We start from the raw sequence: 23,865 nt of genomic DNA, 5'->3' as shown, positions 1-23,865 counted from the left end.
AACAGCTGAGCCTTCTTTTTAGAGGAGTTGCAATGGTGATTGATAGTTACAGTGCAGCATTAAAGTATATCCATGGTAGACCACGAATTAAAAAAGAACCACCTAAAAAGCGGATGGCTCACTTTATGAAGAAATTGGATTTTCCAGAAAAAACGCTAAACTGCATTCACGTAGCGGGAACTAATGGAAAGGGCTCATGTGTTGCCTATTTGAGTAACATGTTAATGGCTTCTGGACTCTCAGTTGGAACCTTTACTTCACCATTTATGATTAAGTTCAACGAGCGGATCAGTGTGAATAATCAACCAATTTCAGATGATGAAATTTTAGAGTTGGTGCGTGAAATTAAGCCGATTGTCGATGAAATTGATAAGAATGATCCTGATTTAGGTCCCTCTGAATTTGAAATCATTTGCGCTATGATGTTCATCTATTTCCGTGATCATCCCGTTGACGTTGTGATTGTGGAGGCCGGAATTGGAGGAAGATCCGATTCAACCAACGTGGTTAATTCGGAAATGTCAATTATTACTACCATTGGGATGGATCACATGGCACTGCTTGGTGATTCGGAAGAGAAAATTGCGGATAATAAGGCTGGAATTATTCGCCAAAACCGTCCATGTGTGATTGGAGGAATCAAAGAAGGTCCGAGAAAGGTGATTGAACGAGCAGCTATAAAATTAGATAGTCCAATTTGGGAATTAAAGCGTGATTATCAATTCGTGCCGGTAAATCAAAATCATTTTAATTTTTCAAGTGATCATTTGAACATTGATAACATTTCAATGAAACAAATTGGAAGCTTTGAAATGGAAGATGCTGCAATTGCGATTGAAGCTTTCTTGGTTTATGCGTTTAATTATTTAAACATGACAGAACCATCCATGATTTCTTCGGTCAAAGCGGGAATTAGTTCAACAAAATGGATTGGAAGGATGGAAGTAATTAATAATGATCCCACGATTATGATTGATGGGGCACATAATGTCCCAGCAATTCAGAGCCTTTTGTCGTCGCTTCGTTTTAGAAGTAGTAAGTGGAGGAATTCTCATCTTACAATTGTGATGGGGGTTTTCGCTGACAAACAGTATCCAGAAATGCTAAAAATTGTTAAGTCTTTATCTAATAGTGACGTTATTTTGACACGGTTTTCTGCGGGAGAAAAGCGAGCAAGTGCTGACTTTTCTAAACTTGATATCAATAACTTTCCCAATGTTTCATTAGTTAGCGATTGGCATAAAGCACTGAACAAATCGGTAAAAAAGGTCCGTGACAGTAAAAATGATAATCAGTTAATTTTGGTTACTGGATCGCTGTTATTTATCTCGGAAGTTAGAAAATATATTAAAGAAAATGAAGAAAAACTTAAGTAACTAATTTTGGCCTTATATTTCTGACTGATATAAATGCAGTATGATATACTAGTCTTATCAAAGTAATTACTTAAAAATTAAAACTTAAAATTGAAGGGATGAATAAATTGTTCGGATTAGGTACAAAAAACATCGGAATCGATTTAGGAACCGCTAATACCATTGTTTATGTTGATGGAAAAGGAATCGTTTTACGAGAACCCTCTGTGGTTGCTAAAAATACAAAAACTGGCGAGATTGTTGCTGTTGGTCAACAAGCCGAATCTATGATTGGTAGAACGCCTGCCAGCATTGAAGCTATTCGTCCAATGAAAGACGGTGTAATTGCTGATTATGATACTACTGTGACCATGATGAAATATTATATCGATAAAGCATTGGGAAGCCACGGTGGTAAGCCTTACGTAATGGTTTGTGTTCCAAGTGGTATCACTGCTGTGGAAAAGCGTGCCGTAATTGATGCTACTCGAGTTGCTGGAGCAAAGGATGCTTATGTAATCGAAGAACCATTTGCTGCTGCAATTGGTGCCGGTCTACCAGTTATGGATCCAACTGGAAGCATGGTTGTTGATATTGGTGGTGGAACTACCGACGTCGCTACTATTTCTCTTGGTGGGATCGTATCATCACGTTCGGTGAGAATGGCTGGTGATAAGTTGAACGAAGTGATCGTTACCTTTATTAGAAAAAATTATAATGTGCTAATTGGTGAACCAACTGCAGAACATTTGAAATGCACCATTGGTTCTGCATCAATTGGTGCCGCAAAGGACATGAATGATGAAACCGTTCGTGGAAGAGACTTACTGACTGGCCTTCCTAAGTCAGTTGAAGTAACTGCGGAGGATGTGGCTTCTGCAATGCACGAAGACATTCTTGAGATCATCACTACGATTAAAGAAACTCTAGAAGAGACATCTCCTGAAATTTCTGCTGATGTGATTGATCATGGAATTGTTCTTACCGGTGGCGGTGCTCTACTCAAAAATCTCCCAGAAGTAGTATCAGATGCCACTCAAGTTCCTGTGACAATTGCCAAAGATCCGATGGATTGTGTAGCAATTGGAACCGGTGAATCGCTTAAAAGTATTGAGGCAATGAATAGAAAATAAATTGGATAAGCGGGGATGAATTCCCGCTTATTTATTTTAAGCACGTACGGAGGATTATTATGCACAAGTTTTTTTCAAGTCGAAAGCTAGTAATCATTGTCGTTTGCTTAATTATTGGCTTAGGTTTGATTAGTGGGTCAGTGGCAGTGCGAAAAAATCGTGCTACTCCTCCATTGATTCAACAAGTTGGAAATGATGTTGTTGGATTTGGCGATCGAATTGTTAGTATTCCTGCCAATGGCGTTGGCTCATTGTTTGGTGCCACTGATAATTTGTTAAATACTTATCAGGAAAATAATCATTTAAAGGGTCAGGTTGAACAATTAGCTCAAACTCAAGTTAAAAATCAAGCACTGGAAAATGAAAATGAAAAATTAAGACAACAGTTAAATATCAAGGGGACTCCCACGGACTACAAGGCGATTAATGCTAGCGTAATTACTAGGACGCCATCCTCATGGCAAAATCAACTGATCATTAATAAGGGATCGGCTGCAGGAGTTCAAAAGAACATGTCTGTAATTGTTAATTCTGGATTAGTTGGTCGGGTTGCTGAAGTTAATAAGACCAACAGTAAAGTCGAACTAATCACCGACAAAAGTGATACTGCTAGTCGTTTTGCGGTTCAGGTTCAAGGAGAAAAGAAAGTCGTTAATGGATTAATTGACGGTTATAATCGTGATACTAATGAGTTGGTAATGGGAAGTGTTACTAATCAAGACAAGATCAAGACTGGGACGAAAGTTATGACTAATGGTCTTGGTGGCGTGACTCCTAAGGGACTTTATGTCGGAAAAGTTGCTGGAACTAAACAAAATAGTGATGGTATTTCTGAAAAAGTCAACATTAAACCAGCTGCAAACATGGATGATATTGAGGCGGTGACCGTAATTGGCAAGAAGGATTAGAAGAGGAAGTCCAATGAGACGTCCTTCCCGGTTAAAGTTCTTATATCCAATTGGGTTGGTCATTTCATTTCTACTGGAAGGAACGATTTCTAAACTTTTTTCACCAGTACTTTTTGGCAAATTTTCAATGGTACCTTACTTAACCTTATTGTGGTTGGTAATGGCCACTCTTTTTGCGCGCCATGAAAAATTACACATGGGCTGGTGGGCCTTAGGAATTGGAATCGTTTATGATATTTATTACGTTGGAATTATTGGGATCTTTACGTTTGCATTTCCGCTGGTGGTTTATATTAATCGAATGGTTTTAAAATTTGTGCGTGAAAACATGGTCACTTCATCTCTACTTTATGTTGGGGATGTTTTGGTGGTATTTATTTTGAGCTACTTAGGTGACCGAATTGCACATATTGCCTCTCTTAGTGGTGTACAGTTATTGATTTATACTTTAGGGCCAACGTTAGTGTTGAACCTGATCTTATTTGTAATTCTGTATCTCCCAATCAGGGCACTTTTCAATTATTTTAGTTAAACTAGGAGCATTGACTGTATGGAAAATGTAGTTTTAAAGGGTACTCAAAATGGTTATGAAATTAATATTTCTGATACCAGTAGTTTTGATAGTGACATTAATGAATTCAAGAACTTGATGGAACAACTTAGTAGTGGAAAAGAGTTAGGGAATGCTAAACAATTTTCTTTTGATGTTTTTACCGGGAATCGGATTCTCACTGGAGCGCAAAAGCAAACATTAAGGGAGATTGTTTCTAAATATCCAAGGATGAGTATCAGGCGATTTATGGCTGATGTGGTTACTACATCAGAAGCATACCGAATCCGGGACTTAAATAAGGTTTCCGTCATTGGGAGAACCATCAGAAATGGTGAAGAGATTACAGCCAAGGGCGACGTCCTTTTTTTTGGTGCCATTCATGAGGGAGGTAAATTACTTGCGGGCGGTAACGTTTATAATTTAGGATATGTGAGAGGAATTGTGCACGCTGGATTTCCGAACGATGAAGAGGCCATTGTAATTGGCAACTTAAACGATGCCCAGCAGGTTCGGATCGGAGAACAGTTTGATATCGTCAGCGATAATAAGAATAGAATTTCTGAAAACAGCCGTACTGTTATTTACATTAATGACTTACATACTATCGAGTATGGCAATTTAGATCAGATTAAAGACATTAGTCCGAAGTTTTATAATCGAATAGGAGGAACCGAATAATGGGAAAAGCAATCGTTATTACCTCTGGAAAGGGTGGAGTTGGTAAGACAACTACTTCAGCTAACATCGGGACTGCTTTAGCCTTAATGGGGAAGCGCGTCTGTTTGATGGATTTGGATATCGGCCTTAGAAACCTTGACGTGGTTCTTGGACTAGATAATCGAATTATGTATGACATCGTTGACGTTGCCAATGGACGGGTTCCACTGCAAAAAGCATTGGTAAAGGATAAACGCTTTGACGATAATTTATACTTATTACCAGCCGCTCAAAATACAGATAAATCGGCCTTAAAAGAGGACCAAGTTAAAGATATTGTTGATGAATTAAAGCCACAGTTTGATTTCGTGTTGATTGATTGTCCGGCAGGAATTGAACAAGGGTTTCTTAATTCTGTTGCTGGGGCAGATAGTGCCATTGTGGTTACCACACCGGAAATTTCTGCAGTTCGAGATGCAGATCGAATTGTAGGGCTATTAGGGAAGCATCCTTTAAAAGAAGCTCCAAGGTTGGTTATTAATCGAGTTCGACCAAGTATGATGGACAATGGCGATGTAATGGATGTTGACGAAATTACTCATCACCTGGGAATTAGTTTACTTGGAGTTGTAGTTGATGATGATAAGGTGATTACTACTTCAAATCATGGCGAACCAGTAGTTTTAGACACTGATGATCCTGCATCAACGGCTTATCGTAACATCGCACGACGCTTGCTTGGAGAAACCGTTCCATTGATGAAAATTAAGCCACAGAAAAAAGGTTTTTGGTCTAAATTCAAACACGTATTTACAAAGAATTAGTTATACTAATTGATAAAGTTCTCTTAGAATTCTTTCTATGGGAACTTTTTATTTTGGAGGAATTAGTTTGAAAAAAACAATCACAGATGGGGTTCATTTAAATGTTCATGAGAGTAATAAATTCAAAACAACATCGATCACAATTGACTTTGTTGCCCCGTTAAACTATGCAGATTATTCTGCTAGAACCATGGTTTCTGAAATGATGGAAAATTATAGTCACAAGTACGATTCAAAATTAAAGTTGGCTAGAAGACTTTCCGAACTATTTGGTGCCAGCTTTGGAACAAATGTGTTTAAAGTTGGCAATCGTAGTGTGTTGAGAGTGGTTATGAGCTTTGTTAATGATGAATTTACGCTGGATAATTCTGACGTTTTTGACGATGCGTTGACTTTTCTTTCAGAAGTTATTTTTCATCCCAACCTTGATGGTGAACATTACGTCAAGGAACAATTTGAAATTCAACGAAAAAATTTAATTCAATATTTAGATTCTCTTAATGATGACCATCGTTATTATGCAGCGAAGAGAGTTCGAGAGCTTTACTTTTCCGACCAACCCAATTATGCCAATTCAATCATTGGAAATCAGGAGCAAATTAAAAACTTAGAAAATGTAGCTGTTGTAAGAGAGTGGGAAAACCTTCTTAAAAACGACGATATTTATATTTCGATTTTAGGCGATCTTTCGGAGAAACAAACTCAGATGATTGAGACGCATCTACCGTTTTTACCCAGAAGGAAATTTAATGAGCCAATGAATCGCAATTTTAGCTCCTTACCGATCAGGACTCAGGTTGAAAAAATTAATGGAGAACAATCCAAGTTTGATTTAGCTTTTGATTTTCCTATTTTCGTAAATGATAATGACTATTACGCGGCAATTGTTTTTAATGCTTTACTTGGGGGAGCCCAACAATCATTAATGTTTCATAATATTCGTGAAAAACATAGCTTAGCATATTACATTTCGAGTAATTATAATTCTACTTTGGGGTATGTATTAATTGAAAGTGGCATTAACTCGGGAGATGTGGATCAAGTTAACCAGTTAATTGATGAGCAAGTTAGTTTAATTCAGAAACAAGAGTATTCGGATCAGCGATTTTTAGACATTAAATCAGCATTGATTGATGGATATTATTCTAAATTTGATAGCCAACGCCGAACGCTTAATGGTGATTTTATTAATGAACTATATGGGATCGATTTGAGCCCCAGTCAATGGATTAATAGAGTTAGAGGGGTTACCAGTGACGATGTAAGTCAAGTAGCTTCGAAGTTTAAATTGCGGGCTAAATTTTTATTGGAAGGAATTAATAATGGTTGAAATTAAGTATGACAAGCTAAATGAAACGGTTTACCGCTATCAATTAGATAACGGAATGAAAGTATTTATTGACTCTAAGCCAGGCTTTCATTCGACCTACGGTATTTTAAACGTTCATTTTGGTGCAATTAATAATTTGATTTTGGAAAATAAACGATCCCGAAAGATGCCGCTCGGAATTGCTCATTTTTTGGAACATAAAATGTTTGATAAACAAAATTATGATTCAAGTGATCAGTTTGGCAAATTTGGATCGGATTCAAATGCGTTTACGAGTTTTGATCAAACCAGTTATCTTTTCAATACAACTAATCATGTTGGTGATAATTTAGATGTTTTAGTTGATTTGGTTCAGCATCCGTATTTTGACGAAAAAAAAGTTCAAAAAGAGCAGGGCATCATTGGACAGGAAATTATGATGTATCAAGATGATCCCGGTTCTAGAATTTATTTTGATACGATCGGAAATATGTATCATAACTCTCCACTTGATCATGATATTGCGGGCACAATTGATTCAATTGCCAAAATTACGACAGAAGACTTGTATGCAATGTATAACCAGTATTATGTTCCAAACAATATGGATTTAATGCTCGTTGGAAATGTCAACGAGAGTGATGCGATTGAAAGGATTGAAAGACTTGAAAGAACCATTCCCTCAATTAGTCAATCTGAGATTTTAACCCTGAAGCGGCAAACGAACGATGCCATTAAGAAAAGCTCGATTATATCAGATGAGCACACTACTATGAATTTGACAAGAGGGAAAGTTGCGGTTGGATTTAGAGGACCTGACGAGATTAGTAGTGGGGTCCAATTCACTAAAAACGAATTATCACTGGGATTGTTTTTGTCGATGATTTTTTCTGAAGATGCTGAGCCATATCAAAAACTCTATTCCAAGGAGATCATAAATGATTCGTTTGGTTATGACTTTGATCTAGAAGATGGTTATCAATTTGTGATCTTTGCCGAAGACTCAAATCGTCCAGAAGAGTTTCAAAAAGCCGTTGAACGTGAAATTGAGAATGGATTAAATGACGACGCAAAATTGTCTAAGATTTTTAACCTAATTAAACGAGAAGAGATTGGACAGTATATTTCACTTATGAATTCCAACTCGGCTATTGCGAATCAAATGGGAGATCCACTAAATGGATATACCAATCTTTTTGATGAAATTCAAATCTTAAACCAACTTTCCGTTCATGAGGTAATTGATTTTGCTAGTAAATTCTTTGACTTTAATAAAACAACTTTGAAGGTTATTTCCTAATGTATATCTTTTTTTAAGGTAACGCGTTGTGATATACTGACAATGAAATCTAAAACGATGGGGTTTTACATATGGATAAAGAAGAAAAAAATCAAAAAAGTGTAAACATTGGTCAATTATTGCGTAAGGCTAGAGTTGACTCAGGAATTTCAATTGATGACGTTCAAAAGAAAACTAAAATTCAAAAACGTTATTTAGAAGCAATTGAACAAGATGACTTTAAGGCACTGCCTGGTGATTTTTACGTTCGTGCTTTTGTTAAACAGTTTGCAGATGCAGTTGGTTTAAACGGAAGCGAGTTTATTCAAAAATATGACTCCGAGCTTCCTGGTGGAGAAAAGTTTGGCTCTTCTGAGGACGATAACGGTGAGGGTCAAAATAACATTAAGGAAAATCCTCAACCAGTTCAGTCTGAGATGCCCAAACAACGTTCTGTTAGACATCACTCAACGAGTCCAGAATCAGGTCCTTCAGGATCTGGTGTGAAGAAACTAATTCCGATTGTTGGAATTGTGGTCATTGTGATTATTATCATTGGCGTCATCTGGGTTGGAGCCGGAAAGTTAGCTCATCACAATTCAGATACTACTTCAAGTACAACGTCTGTTTCCGTATCTTCGGATAGTTCAAGTTCGATGGCCAGCTCGCGTTCGAAGAAGGCCGCTCAGGATAAGGCCAAAGAGGCCAAAACAAAGAATCAGAATAACCAAGGAACCCAGATTGCTAAGGGTGCTAATGAGAACGAGTACAATGTTAAAACCAATGAAAAAGAAACAAAGGTCACTTTAAAGGGAAATGCTAAGTCTTGGTCAGCTGTTTCGGTTAATGGATCACAGGTTTGGCAGGGAACTTTAAATCCCAACCAGACTCATGATGTCACCATTCCTGCTAACACGAAAGAATTTAACGTTAACCTCGGCAATGCCCCCGCTACTGACATCACGATTAACGGTCAAAAAGCTAATTTAGAGAAGCCCGCTAACAATGGGAATGCTCAAGTTAGAAATGTCACTTTTAAAATTACAAATAAACTTTAACCCAAACCTAAATAACGATCTGTTAAAGATAGCAGGTCGTTATTTTAGCGTTTAACCTCAGGAGGATAAACTTTTGAACTTACCAAATAAATTAACTTTATTTAGAATAATTTTAATACCAATATTTTTAATTTTACTGGTTGTGCCAATGGATCTTGGCAGCGTGATGATCGTGGGAACCATGATTCCAGTTACACAGGTTTTAGCTACCGTGGTATTCATTGTGGCAGCGTTAACGGACTTTTTGGATGGTCAAATTGCGAGAAGACAACACCTAGTGACTAATTTTGGGAAATTCGCTGACCCGTTAGCGGATAAGATGTTGGTAATGTGTGCCTTCATTGTCTTAGTTGGTCTTGGCAGTGTTGCTAGTTGGATTGCGGCTATCATTGTTTGTCGTGAATTAGCCGTGACTGGTTTACGTTTAATTGTTGTTGAAAATGATGGTGAAGTTGTTGCGGCTGCGTGGCCAGGCAAGATTAAAACCTTTTTCCAGATGATTGCGATTATTATTCTGTTATTAAATAATGCATTATTTAATAACATTAATCTTCCGATGGGCCAAATCTGTTTATACATCTGCTTATTCTTTACCATTTACTCTGGTATTGAGTACTTTTACAAGAACCGAAAAGTTTTTTCTGATTCATTTTAATTAATACAGTTAGGAGTGGTTTGATGAATGCTGAAATAATATCAGTTGGGACGGAAATTCTCCTTGGTGAAATTACTGACACCAGTGCGCCCTTTATTGCGCGTCATCTGGCAAATTTAGGAATTGATGTTTACTTTCAAGACACCGTTGGAGATAATTACAAACGGTTAGAAGCTGTTATAAAGCTTGCTGAAAGTCGAAGTAACTTAGTGGTTTTGACAGGCGGGTTAGGTCCTACCGAAGATGACATTACTAAGATTGTGCTAGCTAAGCGTTTGGGTCTTGGGTTAGATACTAATCAAAAAGCACTGGAAAAAATTAATCATTTTCATAAAAATTATCCAATGGAAAAGCCTCAAAATGCTGATATTCAAGCTGAATATATCCACGGTTCGACTGTATTACCAAATGATAATGGTTTTGCTGTTGGTATGTTTTTAAGGACTAAAAACTGTGATTACTTGGTTTTACCGGGACCACCAGTTGAGATGCAACACATGTTTACTAAATATGCACTTCCAATTTTAACTAAATTAGCTAGTGGTAATCCCGTTATTGCTTCCAAAGTAATGCGTTTCTTTGGAATTGGTGAAACAGAACTTGAGGACCAATTAAAGCACTTGATTTCTCATCAAACGAATCCAACTTTAGCAACGTACGCCAAGCGAAATGAAGTTACCCTAAGAATTACTGCGAGTGGAAAGAAAAAATCAGATGTCGATCATTTAATTGATGAAATGATCTTTAAAGTAAACTCAATTGTAGGGAAATATTTCTATGGTTTTGGTGATGATAACTCATTGGCTAAAGTAGCTGTTAATATCCTTAAAAAGAAAGCATTGTCGATCACTGCGGCAGAATCACTTACTGCTGGGATGTTTCAGAGTCGGCTTGGTGATGTCTCAGGTGTCTCTGAGGTTTTCCCAGGTGGATTTGTGACTTATTCGGTTAAAGTGAAAGAGGATGTCTTGCACATTCCAAGCGAAGTGATTGATAAGCATGGAGTGGTTTCATCTGAGACGGCTGTTTGGATGGCTAAAAATTCGAAAGCAATTCTCAATACTGACGTTTCGGTTTCTTTTACTGGAGTTGCTGGACCTGATGAATTGGAAGGACATCCTGCTGGGAATTTCTGGGTAGGAATTTCATTACCTGATGGTGAGGTTAAGACCCGTGAATTTAATTTTGGCAAGGATCGAAATGAAATTCGTGATTACGCTACAAAATGCGGTCTTAAAATGATTTATGATAATTTAAAGTGAAAATAGGAGGATATTGGTTCTCCTATTTTGTACATACTAGTTGACACTAATTTTTCTAAACTTTAGAATTAAGAAGTGAATAACGTTTATGCTAGTTATTTAAATAAATTTTTTATTAGTGATACGGAGGCATATGTAAATGATAGTTACAGTTGTTTCCGCTGTTATCGCTGTCGTTGTTGGTTTTTTGATTGGTCAGTTCACCTATAAGCAGGTATCTGAGAAGAAGTTAGATGCTGCTCATGAAAGTGCAAAAGATATCCTTTCTGATGCTGAAAAGCAAGCTGAGAACTCGCTTAAAGAAGCTAGTTTAGAGGCAAAAGAGAAGGGGAATGCTTATCGACTTCAAGTAGAAAAAGAGTTGAAAAAGCGTCGTCTTGAAGTTCAAAAACAAGAAGATCGTTTGTTGAAACGTGAAGAAACGCTTGATCGAAAGGATAGTGCGTTTGAGAAACGTGATAATTCTTTGGAACGGCAAGAAGAAAAACTTGAAAAAGAAAAGCAAGAACTGACAAAGAAACAACAAAAAGCAGATTCACTTATTGAAAAACGGCAACAGGAAGTTGCCAGAGTTTCTAATTTAACTAAAGAGGAAGCTCGTACGATGGTAATTGATGAGACTAAGCAAGAATTGGCTGATACCCGTGTTCAAATGATTAAAGAGAGTTACGATGCTGCTAAAGAAGCTTCTGCTAAGGATGCTAAAAACTTGATTGTTGAAGCACTTCAACAGAGTTCTGCTGATATTGTCTCAGAGACTACTGTGTCTGTAGTAACTTTACCCAATGATGATATGAAAGGTAGAATCATTGGACGTGAGGGTCGAAACATTAGAACCTTTGAATCATTGACTGGGATTGATCTAATTATTGATGATACTCCCAATGCGGTGGTTTTAAGTGGTTTTAATCCAGTTCGACGTGAAGTCGCCAAAATGGCACTTGAAAAGTTGATTAAAGACGGAAGGATTCATCCAGCACGTATTGAAGAAATGGTTGAGAAGAGTAAAAAAGAACTCGATGCTCAAATTCAAGAGACTGGGGAAAACGTTGTCTTTGATTTAGGGATTCATTCAATGAACCCTGATTTGATTAAATTAATTGGTCAATTGAAATATAAAATTTCATATGGACAAAATGTTTTATCACGCTCCATTCAAGTAGCAAAATTGGCGGGAGTGTTTGCTGCTGAGTTAGGTGAAGATGTTACATTAGCGAAAAGAGCGGGATTGTTGCGTGAGATTGGTCTGTCGTCAAATAGTGGAACTGATGTTTCATATGTTGATGCTGGGATTGATATTGCAAAGAAATATGGTGAGAGCCCAGAAGTAATTGATACAATTCAATTAGGTGGTCAAAAAAGTGAGCCACATTATATGATTTCAGAATTAGTTGATGTTGCCGATAAGATTTCAATGGCACGACCTGGTGCAAAGAGTGATTCACTTGAAAGCTTCGTTCATCGTTTAGATAAACTTGAAAAAATTAGTAATAGTTTTGACGAGGTTTCCAAGAGTTATGCAGTTCAGGCGGGTCGCGAAATTAGAGTGATTGCCAAACCCGAAAAGATTTCTGACACAGAAGCAATTGTACTTGCCAGAGATATTAAAGATAAGATTGAAAAGGAAATGAATCATCCTGGTCATGTCAAGGTAGATGTGATTCGGGAAGTCCGCTCAGTTGAATATGCCAAGTAAAAGATCAGAGATTATCCTGGTCTTTTTTATTTTGATTTATCAGTGTAAAATAAAGGTATTACAGTAGAAGATGGAGAGCGGATATGCGATTTTTATTTTTAGGTGACACGGTTGGCAATATTGGGGTGGCAACGGTAGAAAAATATCTACCCTTGCTAAAACATGACTTAAAACCACAGGTAACCATTGTGAATGGCGAAAATGCAACAAAGGTGGGACGTGGGATTAATCATGATCTTTATTTAAAAATTATGCATGCCGGAGCAGACGTGATTACTTTGGGGAATCATGCCTGGAATAATCCAGAAATTTTTGATTTTATTAATCAAACCCAAAATTTAATTCGTCCCCTTAACTATCCTGGAAAAGATGTCCCAGGAAAGGGCTACATAGAAATGAACGTTAATGGTAGTAAGGTAGCTGTGATTAATCTTCAAGGTCGCGTGTTTATGGATGAAATTGATGATCCATTTAGTAAAGTGGATGCGCTTCTTGATAAGCTACATACCAATGGGTTTAATATCATCTTTGTGGATTTTCATGCCGAAACTACTAGTGAAAAGAAGGCCATGGCGCTTCATTTGGATGGGAAAATCTCCGCATTAGTGGGTACCCATACCCACGTGCAGACTAGTGATGGGCAAATCTTACCAAGTGGGACGGCCTTTTTAACTGATGCAGGGATGACTGGACCAGATGATGGAGTGATTGGGATGAAGTTTGAACCCGTTATTAATAAGTTTATGACGGCACGCCCTAATCGGTTTGAGGTTCAAGAGACTGGCGCAGCAGTGTTGTCAGGTTGCTACATTGATGTCGATAACCAGTCTGGCAAAGCTAAAAAAATTAAGAATATTTTAATCAACAAGGATCACCCATATCAAGAATTTTAAAGAGGAGCGATGTTAATGGCAAAATCAAAACAAACTACGCCAATGATGCAACAATATCAAAAAGTTAAGGATCAATATCCTGATGCTTTTTTGTTTTATCGAATTGGCGATTTTTATGAATTGTTTAACGAGGATGCTATTAAGGGTGCGCAATTGTTGGAGTTAACTTTAACCAAACGAAGTAGGAAGTCAGATAATCCCATTCCGATGTGTGGCGTTCCTCATCAATCCGTTCAAAATTACATTGATACCTTAGTAGATAAGGGATACAAGGTAGCAATTTGTGAACAGATGGAAGACCCTCGGACTGCTAAGGGAATGGTAGATCGGGATGTTATTCAGCTAATTACGCCTGGAACTCAAACTGATGCCAATGCCGAAAATGCCAAGGTCAACAACTACTTAACCGCGGTTACTTATAATAAAGATGAGCATTCTTTTGGATTTTCTTACATTGATCTTTCTACAGGTGAGTTAAAGGTTAGCTTGTTAGCAAGCGATGAAGCTGTCTTAAACGAAGTGATTAATCTTAATTCAAAAGAGATTGTAGTTAACGACTCGATCGATGATAATTTGATTCATCAACTAAAGGAAATCGGTGTTCTTATTTCAAAAGAGAATCAAACTTCTGAGGTGGGGTCAAATGTCATTACTAATATTGATGATCCAACGCTAATTGACTCCCTTAAAATGTTATTAACTTATATTTCGGACACACAAAAGCGTAGTTTATCTCATATTCAACCAGCAGTTAGATATGAGCCAAGTTCTTTTTTGAAAATTGATCATAATTCGCAATATAATCTGGAACTAACTAAAAACATTAGGACCGGCAAAAAGAGTGGCACGTTGCTATGGATCGTTGACGATACTAAAACGGCAATGGGTGGTAGAAAACTTAAGCAATGGTTAGAGCGGCCGCTAATTAATCGGAAAGAGATTGAGCAACGCCAGAATCTAGTTGGGACGCTCTTAGATAATTATTATGAGCGGAGTGAGCTTTCCGACAATTTGATTAAAGTTTATGATTTAGAGCGACTTTCTGGACGAATTTCATTTGGCGGAGTAAACGGTAGAGACTTGATTCAGCTGGAGACTTCACTTGAACAAATTCCCAAAATTAAGCATGTTTTAAATGACCTAGATACTCCAGAGTTTGATGAAATTTATCAAAAACTCGATGATGTTAATGATGTGTATGAATTAATAAAAGACGCCATCGTTTCAGAACCCCCAATTTCTGTCACGGATGGTGGAGTCATTAGAAATGGTTATAATAAACAACTTGATCGGTATCGGGATGCCATGAAAAATGGTAAAAAATGGTTAGCTGATATGGAAGCTAAAGAGCGTCAGGAAACTGGGATCCATAACCTCAAGATTGGTTATAATCGAGTATTTGGCTACTATATTGAGGTATCGAAAGGTAATCTTGGTAAACTTGATGATAGTAGGTATGAACGTCTTCAGACACTTACCAATGCGGAACGTTTTTCAACACCAGAACTAAAAGAAAAAGAATCGATTATTTTAGAAGCAGAAGAGAAATCTAAAAGTTTAGAATATGAAATTTTTGCACAGGTCAGAGATAAGATTAAAAAGCAGATTCCGCGAATTCAGAAGTTAGCGAGTGGGATTTCACGTTTAGACGTTTTGCAGAGCTTTGCGACTATTTCTGAGAAGTATCAATTTGTAAAGCCCAAGTTTAATAATGGTCATGATTTGAACATTAAAGCAGGACGTCATCCCGTTGTGGAGCATGTGATGGGGGCTCAAAGTTATGTTCCAAATGATGTGATAATGAATCCAGATATTTCTGAATTATTAATTACTGGTCCGAACATGTCCGGTAAAAGCACATACATGAGACAGCTAGCTCTAATTGTAATCCTGGCACAAATGGGGTGTTTTGTTCCAGCTGATGCAGCCGAGATGCCCATATTCGATCAAATTTTCACTCGAATTGGTGCTGCCGATGACCTTATTTCGGGTAAAAGTACGTTTATGGTGGAGATGAGGGAAGCCAATGAAGCCTTGAAACATGCTTCCGCTAATTCACTGATTTTGTTTGACGAAATTGGACGAGGAACTTCCACATATGATGGCATGGCACTTGCACAATCTATCATTGAGTATATTCATGATAATATTGGTGCTAAAACACTATTTTCGACTCATTACCACGAATTAACCGAATTAGATCAAGAGTTAAAGCATTTAAAGAACGTTCACGTTGGGGCAGTTGAAAAAGATGGCAACCTGGTTTTTCTTCATAAAATTATGGATGGACCAGCCGATCGTTCCTATGGGATTAATGTTGCTAAGTTAGCTGGCCTTCCTGATCAGTTGTTGAAGCGGGCTAGCACGGTTCTTTTAAAGCTAGAAGATGATGAGCAACAAAAAAGTAATGATAATCATGCTACTCAAGCTCAAAATCCCGTTCATAAGGATAACCCAGCATCTACCACGCCATCTAGTTCAATTGATTTAAATGATTCGGAACAAATGGCGTTGTTTAAAGTGGATGATCCCAAAAGTGATAAGTCATTAGATAAAAATAAAAGTAAGATTATTGAGGACATTGAGAATACTGATCTTATGAGTAAGACTCCAATTCAGATTATGAATTTGGTGTATAAATGGAAAACTAAGTTAGAAAATTAAGGTGGTGATATTGTGTCCGACATTCATCAATTACCGACAATTCTTTCCGATCAAATTTCGGCTGGAGAAGTTGTTGAGAGGCCAGCATCGGTAGTTAAAGAACTAGTTGAAAATTCAATTGATGCCAGTAGTAGTAAAATTGACATTGAAGTGGTTGATTATGGCCTTAAAAAGATTAAGGTGATTGATAATGGATCTGGAATTGCTCCTGATCAAGTTGAGTTGGCGTTTCGACGTTTTGCTACGAGTAAAATTAATAATAAACGTGATTTGTTTCGAGTTAAATCATTAGGATTTCGTGGCGAAGCGTTGCCTAGTATTGCCTCTGTCTCTGATGTGGAAATGAGGACTTCGGATGGTAGAGAACAGGGGTCTGAAATTAAAATTCATGGTGGCAAGGTTGTAAAGATGGAGCCATCACAGGCACGAAGAGGGACATCGGTCGTCGTTTCTGATCTATTCTTTAATACCCCTAACCGGCTAAAATATTTAAAGGCACCATCTACGGAACTATCTAAGATATCTGATATTGTCAATCGATTGGCTCTTAGCCATCCTGAAATTGCTTTTTCTTTGACTCATAATGGTCGAGAACTCCTACGGACTTCGGGTCGAAACAACATGCAACAAGTTATTGCTGGAATCTATGGCAATCGAAGTATGAAGCAAATGATTCCGATTAGTGCTGAAAATCCGGACTTTAAATTAAGCGGCTACGTCAGCTTGCCAGAGTTAACTAGAGCAAGCCGTAAATATACATCTGTGATCGTTAATGGGCGATTTATTCGTGACTTTGGCATTGATCACGCGATTATTGATGGGTACGGATCAAAACTGATGGTTGGAAGATATCCGATTGTCGTTTTAAGTATCGAGATGGATCCAACTTTAGTTGATGTTAATGTACATCCTTCAAAAGAGGAAATCAGAATCTCCAAAAAGAAGGAATTAAGTTCATTCGTCTCACAAACAATTTATGATGCTTTAGCCAAACAAAATCTGATTCCGGATGCTATGAATAACCAGACTTTAAAAAATGGGGTTGCACGTCATAACTCTACGGAAATTTCACTTAATTTAAATCAACTCTATGAAGATCAAAATACACAAAAAAGTTCGATTCCACAGGTTAGTAAGTCAGACTCGATGAAGTCAGTGGCTAATCACAATGCTTATCCAGCTCATCATCAACCGATTATGATTTATCGAAAAAATGATTTAGATTCGAATTCCGCTCGTAAATTTAAAGCAAAGTACGAAAATGAAGAGGTCGACTTACCGTTTGGTGACAATCAGCAAAGTCCAAATTCGTCTCATGATTTTCCACAATTACGGTATGTTGGTCAAGTTCATGGTACGTACCTAATTGCTGAAAGTTCAGATGGGATGTATGTTGTTGATCAGCACGCTGCTCAAGAACGGATTAATTATGAATACTATCGAAGACAAGTTGGCAATGTGAGTGAAGACGAGCAGAAATTATTGGTTCCAATTGTTCTTGATTACACTTCCAGTGATGCTTTAATTATTTCAAATCATTTGGATCTTTTAGAGCAGAATGGAATCCATTTAGAGTCATTTGGGAAAAATAGTTTTGTCATTAGGCAGCATCCGGTTTGGTTTAAAGCTGGTCAGGAAGAAGATACCATTAAAGAAATGATTGACTGGGTTTTGAGTAATCAACAGCTTTCGATTGCACAGTTTAGAGAAAAAGCTGCCATCATGATGAGTTGTAAACGAGCAATTAAAGCTAATCATCATCTGGATAAGCGCCAGGCTCAAGCCTTGTTAGATAAATTACCACAGTGTGAGAATCCCTTTAATTGTCCCCATGGCCGTCCTGTTTTAGTTCATTTTTCTAATTCAGATCTGGAGACCATGTTTAAGCGAATTCAGGACCCGCATCAAAGTAGAGATGTGAATTTTTAATCCAATAGGAAATGAGTTGATTGTATGTATGAATACTTGTATGGGATGATTACGGATGTGACCCCCAAGTACATTGTTTTAGACGTTGATGGAGTTGGTTACTTAGTTTATGTAGCTAATCCATATCACTATAGTACTGACCAACAGGTGCGAGTTTATATCCACCAATCGGTTTCAGACAATGGGATTGCATTATATGGATTTATTTCGTTAGCGGATAAACAACTTTTTGAACAATTACTGAATGTTTCAGGGATTGGATCAAAAAGTGCCTTGGCAATTATGGCTGGTAATGACAGTAATGGTTTAATTAGTGCCATTAATGCTGGAAACATTAAGTATTTAACTAAATTTCCCGGAATTGGGAAAAAGACTGCCCAACAAATTGTGTTGGACCTAAAGGATAAGATTACATCTAATGACGTATTTGTTGGTAGTGTTTCGGTAAATGACGTTGAAGACACTGGAAATAAGCAATTAGATGATGCACTGAGTGCATTACAAGCTCTTGGCTTTAAGCAACGCGAGGTTGATAAAGTTAAAACAAAACTACAGAAAATAGAAGCAGACTATACAACTGATCAATATATTAGTTCAGGTCTCAAACTATTGACTAAGTAGATTAGGAGGAAGTTAATGGCAGATGATCGAATAGTTTCTGGATCAAGTGATGATGAAAACGATGATTCTTTTGAAATGTCACTTCGGCCCCAAAATTTTGACCAGTATATTGGTCAAGATGATTTAAAAAAGAAACTTAAGATTTACATTCAAGCCGCTAGGCAGCGAGAAGAATCGCTTGATCATGTCTTATTGTATGGACCACCTGGTCTTGGAAAGACCACACTAGCAAACGTGATTGCAAATGAGATGGGCGTTGATATGAAGACAACTACTGGTCCCGCCATTGAAAAAAAAGGTGACTTGGTGGCTCTTTTAAACGAATTAAAACCCGGTGATATTCTTTTTATTGATGAAATTCATCGTCTACCTAAAGAAGTTGAAGAGATGTTATATTCCGCGATGGAAGACTACTATGTTGATATTATCATTGGAAATGACGATTCAACCAAGCACCCCGTTCACTTTGAATTACCACCGTTTACGCTGATCGGAGCTACCACAAGGGCTGGATTGCTTGATTCACCATTTAGAGATCGGTTTGGTATTGTTGAACGGATGAATTATTATAATGATCGTGATTTAGAAAAGATTGTGAAACGTTCAGCTAAAATCTTTCATAGTAAGATTAAAGAAGATGGTGCTCACGAAATTGCGCTGCGCTCCAGAGGAACTCCCAGAATTGCTAATCGATTGTTAAAACGGGTGAGAGATTTTGCACAGGTGGCCAATCATGATGAGATTGATGTTGATAGCGTTGATACCGCACTTAATGCCTTAGGCATTGATAAGAACGGATTAGATCGAACTGATCTCAATTTGCTTTCAACGATGATCGACTTTTACGATGGTGGTCCAGTTGGATTAAATACCTTAGCCGCCAATATTGGCGAAGAATCAGAAACAATTTCTGAGATGTATGAACCATATTTGTTACAGATTGGATATCTCAAGCGGACTGCTCGGGGGCGGATGGTAACAAGAGCTGGTTACAAACACTTGGGCCGAAAATATCCTGAAGCTAATTAAATTAATTGGAAATTTTATCGACAATTTGGTAAGCTATTGTTAAATAAAGAATGAGGTGAAAATATGCAGAACATATCACAATATGCTGGAATTATTGTATTAATTCTTTTGTTCGTTTTAATGTATTTTATGATGATCAGACCACAAAAGAAGCAACAACAAAAGCATCAAAACACTTTGAAGAACTTGCGTAAGGGTGATCATGTGGTTACCATTGGCAGACTTCATGGAATTGTTGATCAAATTAATAATGAAAAGCGAACGGTTACTTTAGACTGTGATGGTCTTTATTTAGTATTTGACCTCAACGCGATTGCAAGTGCAAGTCGTCCAGGAGAAGATAGTGCTTCAGATGATTCAAAAAAGAGGGATACTTCCAAAAAGGACGAATCAGAAAAAGCATCTGATGTAAGTAATAATTCAAATGATGACAACGCTTAATAAGAGGGTCGGATGAGTCCGATCTTTTTTATTGGATGAACAAGAACGTACGTTTGGGACAGAAGGTGAACTTTTGGAAGAATCAATTCAAATCAATCATTCACGTCGGATTTTACATGTTGATATGGATGCTTTTTTTGCCTCAATTGAGCAACGTGAGCATCCTGAATTTGTTGATCAACCACTCATTATTTCTAAAGATCCAAGGACGACTGGTGGTCGTGGAGTAGTGACCACTGCTAATTACCCAGCGAGAAAGTTTGGTGTTCATTCAGCAATGCCTGCTAGTAAAGCACTTGAACTTTGTCCTAAGGGAATTTTTAAGGCACCCGAATTTGAATTGTATCGAAGCGTCTCGCATCAAATTCATGCGATTTTTCATGAATATACCGACCGAATTGAAACCGTTGCGCTTGATGAGGCTTACCTTGACATCTCAGATAACAAAAAGGGAATTGATAATCCGGTACTGATTGCTCATTTGATTCAAAGTGAAATATGGGAAAAGACTCATCTAACTTCTTCCACCGGGATTTCTTACAATAAGTTTTTGGCCAAGGAGGCTTCTGATTACCGGAAACCTGCTGGAGTTTCTGTGATCGATGTGGAAGATAGTCACGAATTTTTGATGAAACTTCCCATTGAACGTTATCGGGGTGTTGGAAAAAAGACGCTTCAAAAAATGCAACGATTAAACATCCAAAATGGTTATGATTTATACCAACAATCAGAGATGGATCTTATCAAGAATTTTGGTAAGTTTGGTTATTTTTTGTATCGTCGAGTTCGCGGATCCGATGATCGACCGGTTGAGTATCAAAGAGAGCGCAAATCAATTGGAAAAGAAAGAACTTATGGTCCTGAGTTAAAAAGCCGACAAGAAGTGGAATCACAACTCCATAAGATTTCTGAGATGGTGGAGCAGTCATTAAATCAGCATGAGAAACATGGAAAAGTTTTAGTCTTAAAGGTCAGGTACAGTGACTTTACTACGTTAACCAAAAGAGTTTCGTGGAATGATTTTATGGAAAACGATGCCCGTCTTTTTTATGATTTGGCAATGGAGCTTTTTGATTTGCTTCCTGATGCCACTAATGGCGTTAGATTGTTGGGAATAACACTTACTAGTCTCTCAGACTTAGGGTTTCAAAACGTTAAGCTTCCCTTGTATTCAGATCCTCACTTTGAATTATAGTGTTTGTGGGTTATACTTAACTGTTAAATAATTAAGATTATTAGAGGCTATTTTAATGAATACAAAGCAGCAAATTAACGAAAAAATCAAGGAATATCCGACGATTATTATTCACAGACATCAGAGTCCTGATCCAGATGCGGTTGGTTCTCAAATTGGGTTGGCTAGCATTATTAAGGCATCTTATCCGAATAAAAAGGTTTTGACCGTTGGAAAACAGTATCCAGGCTTTGATTGGTTAGGAAAAGTTACGAAAGCAAGTGACGATGATTACAAGAATGCTTTAGTGATTGTGGTTGATACTGCTAACCAGCCGCGAGTTGATGATGATCGTTATACAAAGGGAAAATATTTAATTAAAATTGATCATCATCCAAATGACGATCAATTTGGGGATTTGATGTGGGTTGAACCAGAAGCATCAAGCACTTCCGAATTAATTTATGATTTATTTGCTGCTAATGATGATTTAAAGATGACAGATGATGCAGCTCGTTTATTGTATGCTGGAATCATCGGAGATACCGGTAGGTTTAAGTATTCATCGACTTCATCGCATACGTTTGAAGTGGCAGGCAAATTAGACCAGTACGATTTTTCGATTACCAACGTGGCCCAAATTGAAGATGAAATTGATACTGCCCAAGCCCGTTTGGCTGCTTATGTATACAATAATTTGAAAATTGACGACAATGGGGCTGCATATGTAGTTTTGACTAATGAAGTAATTAAGGACCTCAACCTAGGTGATGATAGTACGTCATCAGTGGTTCCGTTGCCCGGTAATATTGGCACTGTGGTTTCTTGGGCGATTTTTGTCCAACAAAAAGAAGGAAATTATCGCATTCGATTGCGTTCTAAAGGACCATCCATTAACGAATTGGCTAAAGAACACAACGGTGGTGGTCATGCGCTTGCAAGTGGAGCTAAAGCTGCTGATGAGGATGAGATTAAACAAGTTGTTAAGCAGCTAGGAGAAATTGTGAAACAGTACAAAAAGGAGAACAATTAATGGGAGCTTCATTTAAAGATTATCATTTTCAACCCTTCATTAGTGATGCCATTCAGGACCTGGGATTTCATAATCCTACTCCAATTCAAACTAAGGTAATTCCAACCATTAAACATGGAAAAAGTGTGATTGGTAAGTCTGCTACTGGTAGTGGAAAAACTCATGCCTTTCTTTTGCCCATTTTTGATGGTTTAGATCTTAATAAAGAAGATGTTCAGGTTGTCATTACAACCCCCAGTAGGGAATTAGCATATCAAATTTATGACAATGCAAAACAAATTGCTAAATTTTCTGATAAAACCATTCACATTGGAAATTATGTCGGAGGAACTGATAAGGAACGCCAAGTTTTAAAGCTTGAGCATGAACAACCACAAGTAGTGATTGGTACTCCGGGTCGAATCTGGGATCTTGTTAAAAATGGTGATCTTGAAATCCATCGTGCTCGTCAGCTAGTAATTGATGAAGCCGATATGACTCTAGACTTGGGTTTTTTAGATACAATTGACAAGATTGCTTCTAAAATGGCCGAGGATTTACAAATGATGGTATTTTCTGCTACTGTTCCACCGAAGTTAAGGCCATTTCTAAAAAAGTACATGAAGAATCCGGTCATGGATGATATTCCCACCAAAACGGTTATCAATCAGGATGTTTCTAACTGGTTGATTTCGACTAAGGGAAAAGATAAAAATGATTTAATTTATCAGCTGATCACGATGGGTGAGCCGTATTTGGTACTTATTTTTGCGAATACGCGTGAGCGGGTAGATGAGATCTATGATTATCTAAAACAACGTGGATTAAAAGTTGCTGAAATCCATGGAGGAATGCAACCGCGAGTTAGAAAGCGGGTTATGAAGCAGATTCAAAACCTTGATTATCAATTCGTGGTGGCGTCTGATCTAGCGGCCCGTGGAATTGATATTTCAGGAGTTTCTCATGTTATTAATGATGATATTCCAACTGATCTAGAATATTTTATTCACCGAGTTGGAAGAACCGGTCGAAATGGGATGAAAGGGACTGCCATCACTCTATATGCACCAGGTGAAGAACAAAAGATCTCTGAATTGGAGAAAATGGGGATTAAATTTACTCCTAAAGAAATTAAACATGGAGAAGTAGTTGATACTTATGATAGAAGACGGCGAGCTAAACGTCGTGAGCCCCAAAATAAATTGGATCCTACTATGATTGGTTTGATTAAGAAAAAGAAGAAAAACGTTAAACCTGGATACAAAAAGAAGATTCGCCGTGCTATTAAGCAAAAAAGTGATGAAGATCGTAAAATTGAGATCAGAAATCAAATTCGAGCCCGCAAGAAGCAAAAAAAGCGTAGCTCGCAGCGTTATCAGTAAGAGTCTAATTGACAGTAGTTTATTTTCTGGA

General features: G+C 37.6%; 21 protein-coding genes. All 21 read left to right on the top strand.

From position 1 onward, the window contains the following. Positions 1-32 precede the first annotated feature (32 nt). The 21 genes from AC6UD4_RS05040 (at position 33) to AC6UD4_RS04940 (ending at position 23,834) form a co-directional block, all read left to right on the top strand. Positions 33-1,376, top strand: a complete 1,344-nt coding sequence (locus tag AC6UD4_RS05040) for a bifunctional folylpolyglutamate synthase/dihydrofolate synthase (protein WP_500694373.1) — start codon at positions 33-35, stop codon at positions 1,374-1,376. Positions 1,377-1,483: 107 nt separating this feature from the next. Next, on the top strand, positions 1,484-2,488 hold the full coding sequence (locus tag AC6UD4_RS05035) for a rod shape-determining protein (protein ID WP_500694426.1): 1,005 nt from the start codon (positions 1,484-1,486) through the stop codon (positions 2,486-2,488). Between the two features lie 59 nt (positions 2,489-2,547). Then, positions 2,548-3,396, top strand: coding sequence for a rod shape-determining protein MreC (gene mreC / locus AC6UD4_RS05030; RefSeq protein ID WP_500694374.1), 849 nt, complete (start codon positions 2,548-2,550; stop codon positions 3,394-3,396). Next, complete coding sequence (mreD, locus tag AC6UD4_RS05025) at positions 3,380-3,928, top strand: rod shape-determining protein MreD (protein WP_500694375.1); 549 nt, start codon at positions 3,380-3,382, stop codon at positions 3,926-3,928. The genes mreC and mreD overlap by 17 nt, the downstream gene beginning before the upstream one ends. An 18-nt stretch (positions 3,929-3,946) precedes the next feature. Beyond that, complete coding sequence (locus tag AC6UD4_RS05020; RefSeq protein ID WP_500694376.1) at positions 3,947-4,627, top strand: septum site-determining protein MinC; 681 nt, start codon at positions 3,947-3,949, stop codon at positions 4,625-4,627. Continuing rightward, complete coding sequence (gene minD / locus AC6UD4_RS05015) at positions 4,627-5,430, top strand: septum site-determining protein MinD (RefSeq protein ID WP_500694377.1); 804 nt, start codon at positions 4,627-4,629, stop codon at positions 5,428-5,430. The genes AC6UD4_RS05020 and minD overlap by 1 nt, the downstream gene beginning before the upstream one ends. Before the next feature lie 67 nt (positions 5,431-5,497). Beyond that, positions 5,498-6,760, top strand: coding sequence for an EF-P 5-aminopentanol modification-associated protein YfmF (gene yfmF, locus AC6UD4_RS05010; RefSeq protein WP_500694378.1), 1,263 nt, complete (start codon positions 5,498-5,500; stop codon positions 6,758-6,760). Beyond that, positions 6,753-8,039, top strand: coding sequence for an EF-P 5-aminopentanol modification-associated protein YfmH (gene yfmH / locus AC6UD4_RS05005; protein ID WP_500694379.1), 1,287 nt, complete (start codon positions 6,753-6,755; stop codon positions 8,037-8,039). Before yfmF ends, yfmH begins: the two co-directional genes overlap by 8 nt. A 71-nt stretch (positions 8,040-8,110) precedes the next feature. After that, positions 8,111-9,076 carry a helix-turn-helix domain-containing protein gene (locus tag AC6UD4_RS05000; protein ID WP_500694380.1) on the top strand — a complete coding sequence of 322 codons (966 nt, stop codon included), beginning with the start codon at positions 8,111-8,113 and terminating at the stop codon, positions 9,074-9,076. A gap of 73 nt (positions 9,077-9,149) precedes the next feature. Then, positions 9,150-9,731, top strand: coding sequence for a CDP-diacylglycerol--glycerol-3-phosphate 3-phosphatidyltransferase (gene pgsA, locus AC6UD4_RS04995; protein ID WP_500694381.1), 582 nt, complete (start codon positions 9,150-9,152; stop codon positions 9,729-9,731). Between the two features lie 23 nt (positions 9,732-9,754). Beyond that, a complete protein-coding gene (locus tag AC6UD4_RS04990) occupies positions 9,755-10,993 on the top strand; it encodes a competence/damage-inducible protein A (protein ID WP_500694382.1) in 1,239 nt (412 codons plus the stop codon). A 139-nt stretch (positions 10,994-11,132) separates the two neighbouring features. Continuing rightward, entirely contained in the window at positions 11,133-12,689 is a 1,557-nt protein-coding gene (rny, locus tag AC6UD4_RS04985) for a ribonuclease Y (RefSeq protein WP_500694383.1), read from the top strand. An 83-nt stretch (positions 12,690-12,772) separates the two neighbouring features. Further along, on the top strand, positions 12,773-13,582 hold the full coding sequence (locus AC6UD4_RS04980; RefSeq protein WP_500694384.1) for a TIGR00282 family metallophosphoesterase: 810 nt from the start codon (positions 12,773-12,775) through the stop codon (positions 13,580-13,582). Positions 13,583-13,597: 15 nt separating this feature from the next. Next, positions 13,598-16,246 carry a DNA mismatch repair protein MutS gene (mutS, locus tag AC6UD4_RS04975; RefSeq protein WP_500694385.1) on the top strand — a complete coding sequence of 883 codons (2,649 nt, stop codon included), beginning with the start codon at positions 13,598-13,600 and terminating at the stop codon, positions 16,244-16,246. Between the two features lie 12 nt (positions 16,247-16,258). After that, positions 16,259-18,175, top strand: a complete 1,917-nt coding sequence (mutL, locus tag AC6UD4_RS04970) for a DNA mismatch repair endonuclease MutL (RefSeq protein WP_500694386.1) — start codon at positions 16,259-16,261, stop codon at positions 18,173-18,175. A gap of 24 nt (positions 18,176-18,199) precedes the next feature. After that, positions 18,200-18,796, top strand: a complete 597-nt coding sequence (gene ruvA / locus AC6UD4_RS04965; RefSeq protein WP_500694387.1) for a Holliday junction branch migration protein RuvA — start codon at positions 18,200-18,202, stop codon at positions 18,794-18,796. A gap of 15 nt (positions 18,797-18,811) precedes the next feature. Beyond that, entirely contained in the window at positions 18,812-19,825 is a 1,014-nt protein-coding gene (ruvB, locus tag AC6UD4_RS04960; protein WP_500694388.1) for a Holliday junction branch migration DNA helicase RuvB, read from the top strand. A gap of 63 nt (positions 19,826-19,888) precedes the next feature. Continuing rightward, positions 19,889-20,266 carry a preprotein translocase subunit YajC gene (yajC, locus tag AC6UD4_RS04955; protein WP_500694389.1) on the top strand — a complete coding sequence of 126 codons (378 nt, stop codon included), beginning with the start codon at positions 19,889-19,891 and terminating at the stop codon, positions 20,264-20,266. Positions 20,267-20,339: 73 nt separating this feature from the next. Then, the gene (gene dinB, locus AC6UD4_RS04950; protein ID WP_500694390.1) at positions 20,340-21,461 is read left to right on the top strand and encodes a DNA polymerase IV; all 1,122 of its coding nucleotides are present in this window, start codon (positions 20,340-20,342) and stop codon (positions 21,459-21,461) included. A 55-nt stretch (positions 21,462-21,516) separates the two neighbouring features. Next, positions 21,517-22,473 (top strand): DHH family phosphoesterase, encoded by a 957-nt coding sequence (locus AC6UD4_RS04945; protein ID WP_500694391.1) that lies wholly within the window; start codon positions 21,517-21,519, stop codon positions 22,471-22,473. Beyond that, positions 22,473-23,834 (top strand): DEAD/DEAH box helicase, encoded by a 1,362-nt coding sequence (locus AC6UD4_RS04940; RefSeq protein ID WP_500694392.1) that lies wholly within the window; start codon positions 22,473-22,475, stop codon positions 23,832-23,834. Before AC6UD4_RS04945 ends, AC6UD4_RS04940 begins: the two co-directional genes overlap by 1 nt. The last annotated feature ends 31 nt before the right edge of the window (positions 23,835-23,865 follow it).

This window comes from Fructilactobacillus sp. X3R5C2 (assembly GCF_059901175.1).
The sequence above is the reverse complement of the archived record's forward strand: the minus strand, read 5'-3'. Positions and strand labels throughout refer to the sequence as shown.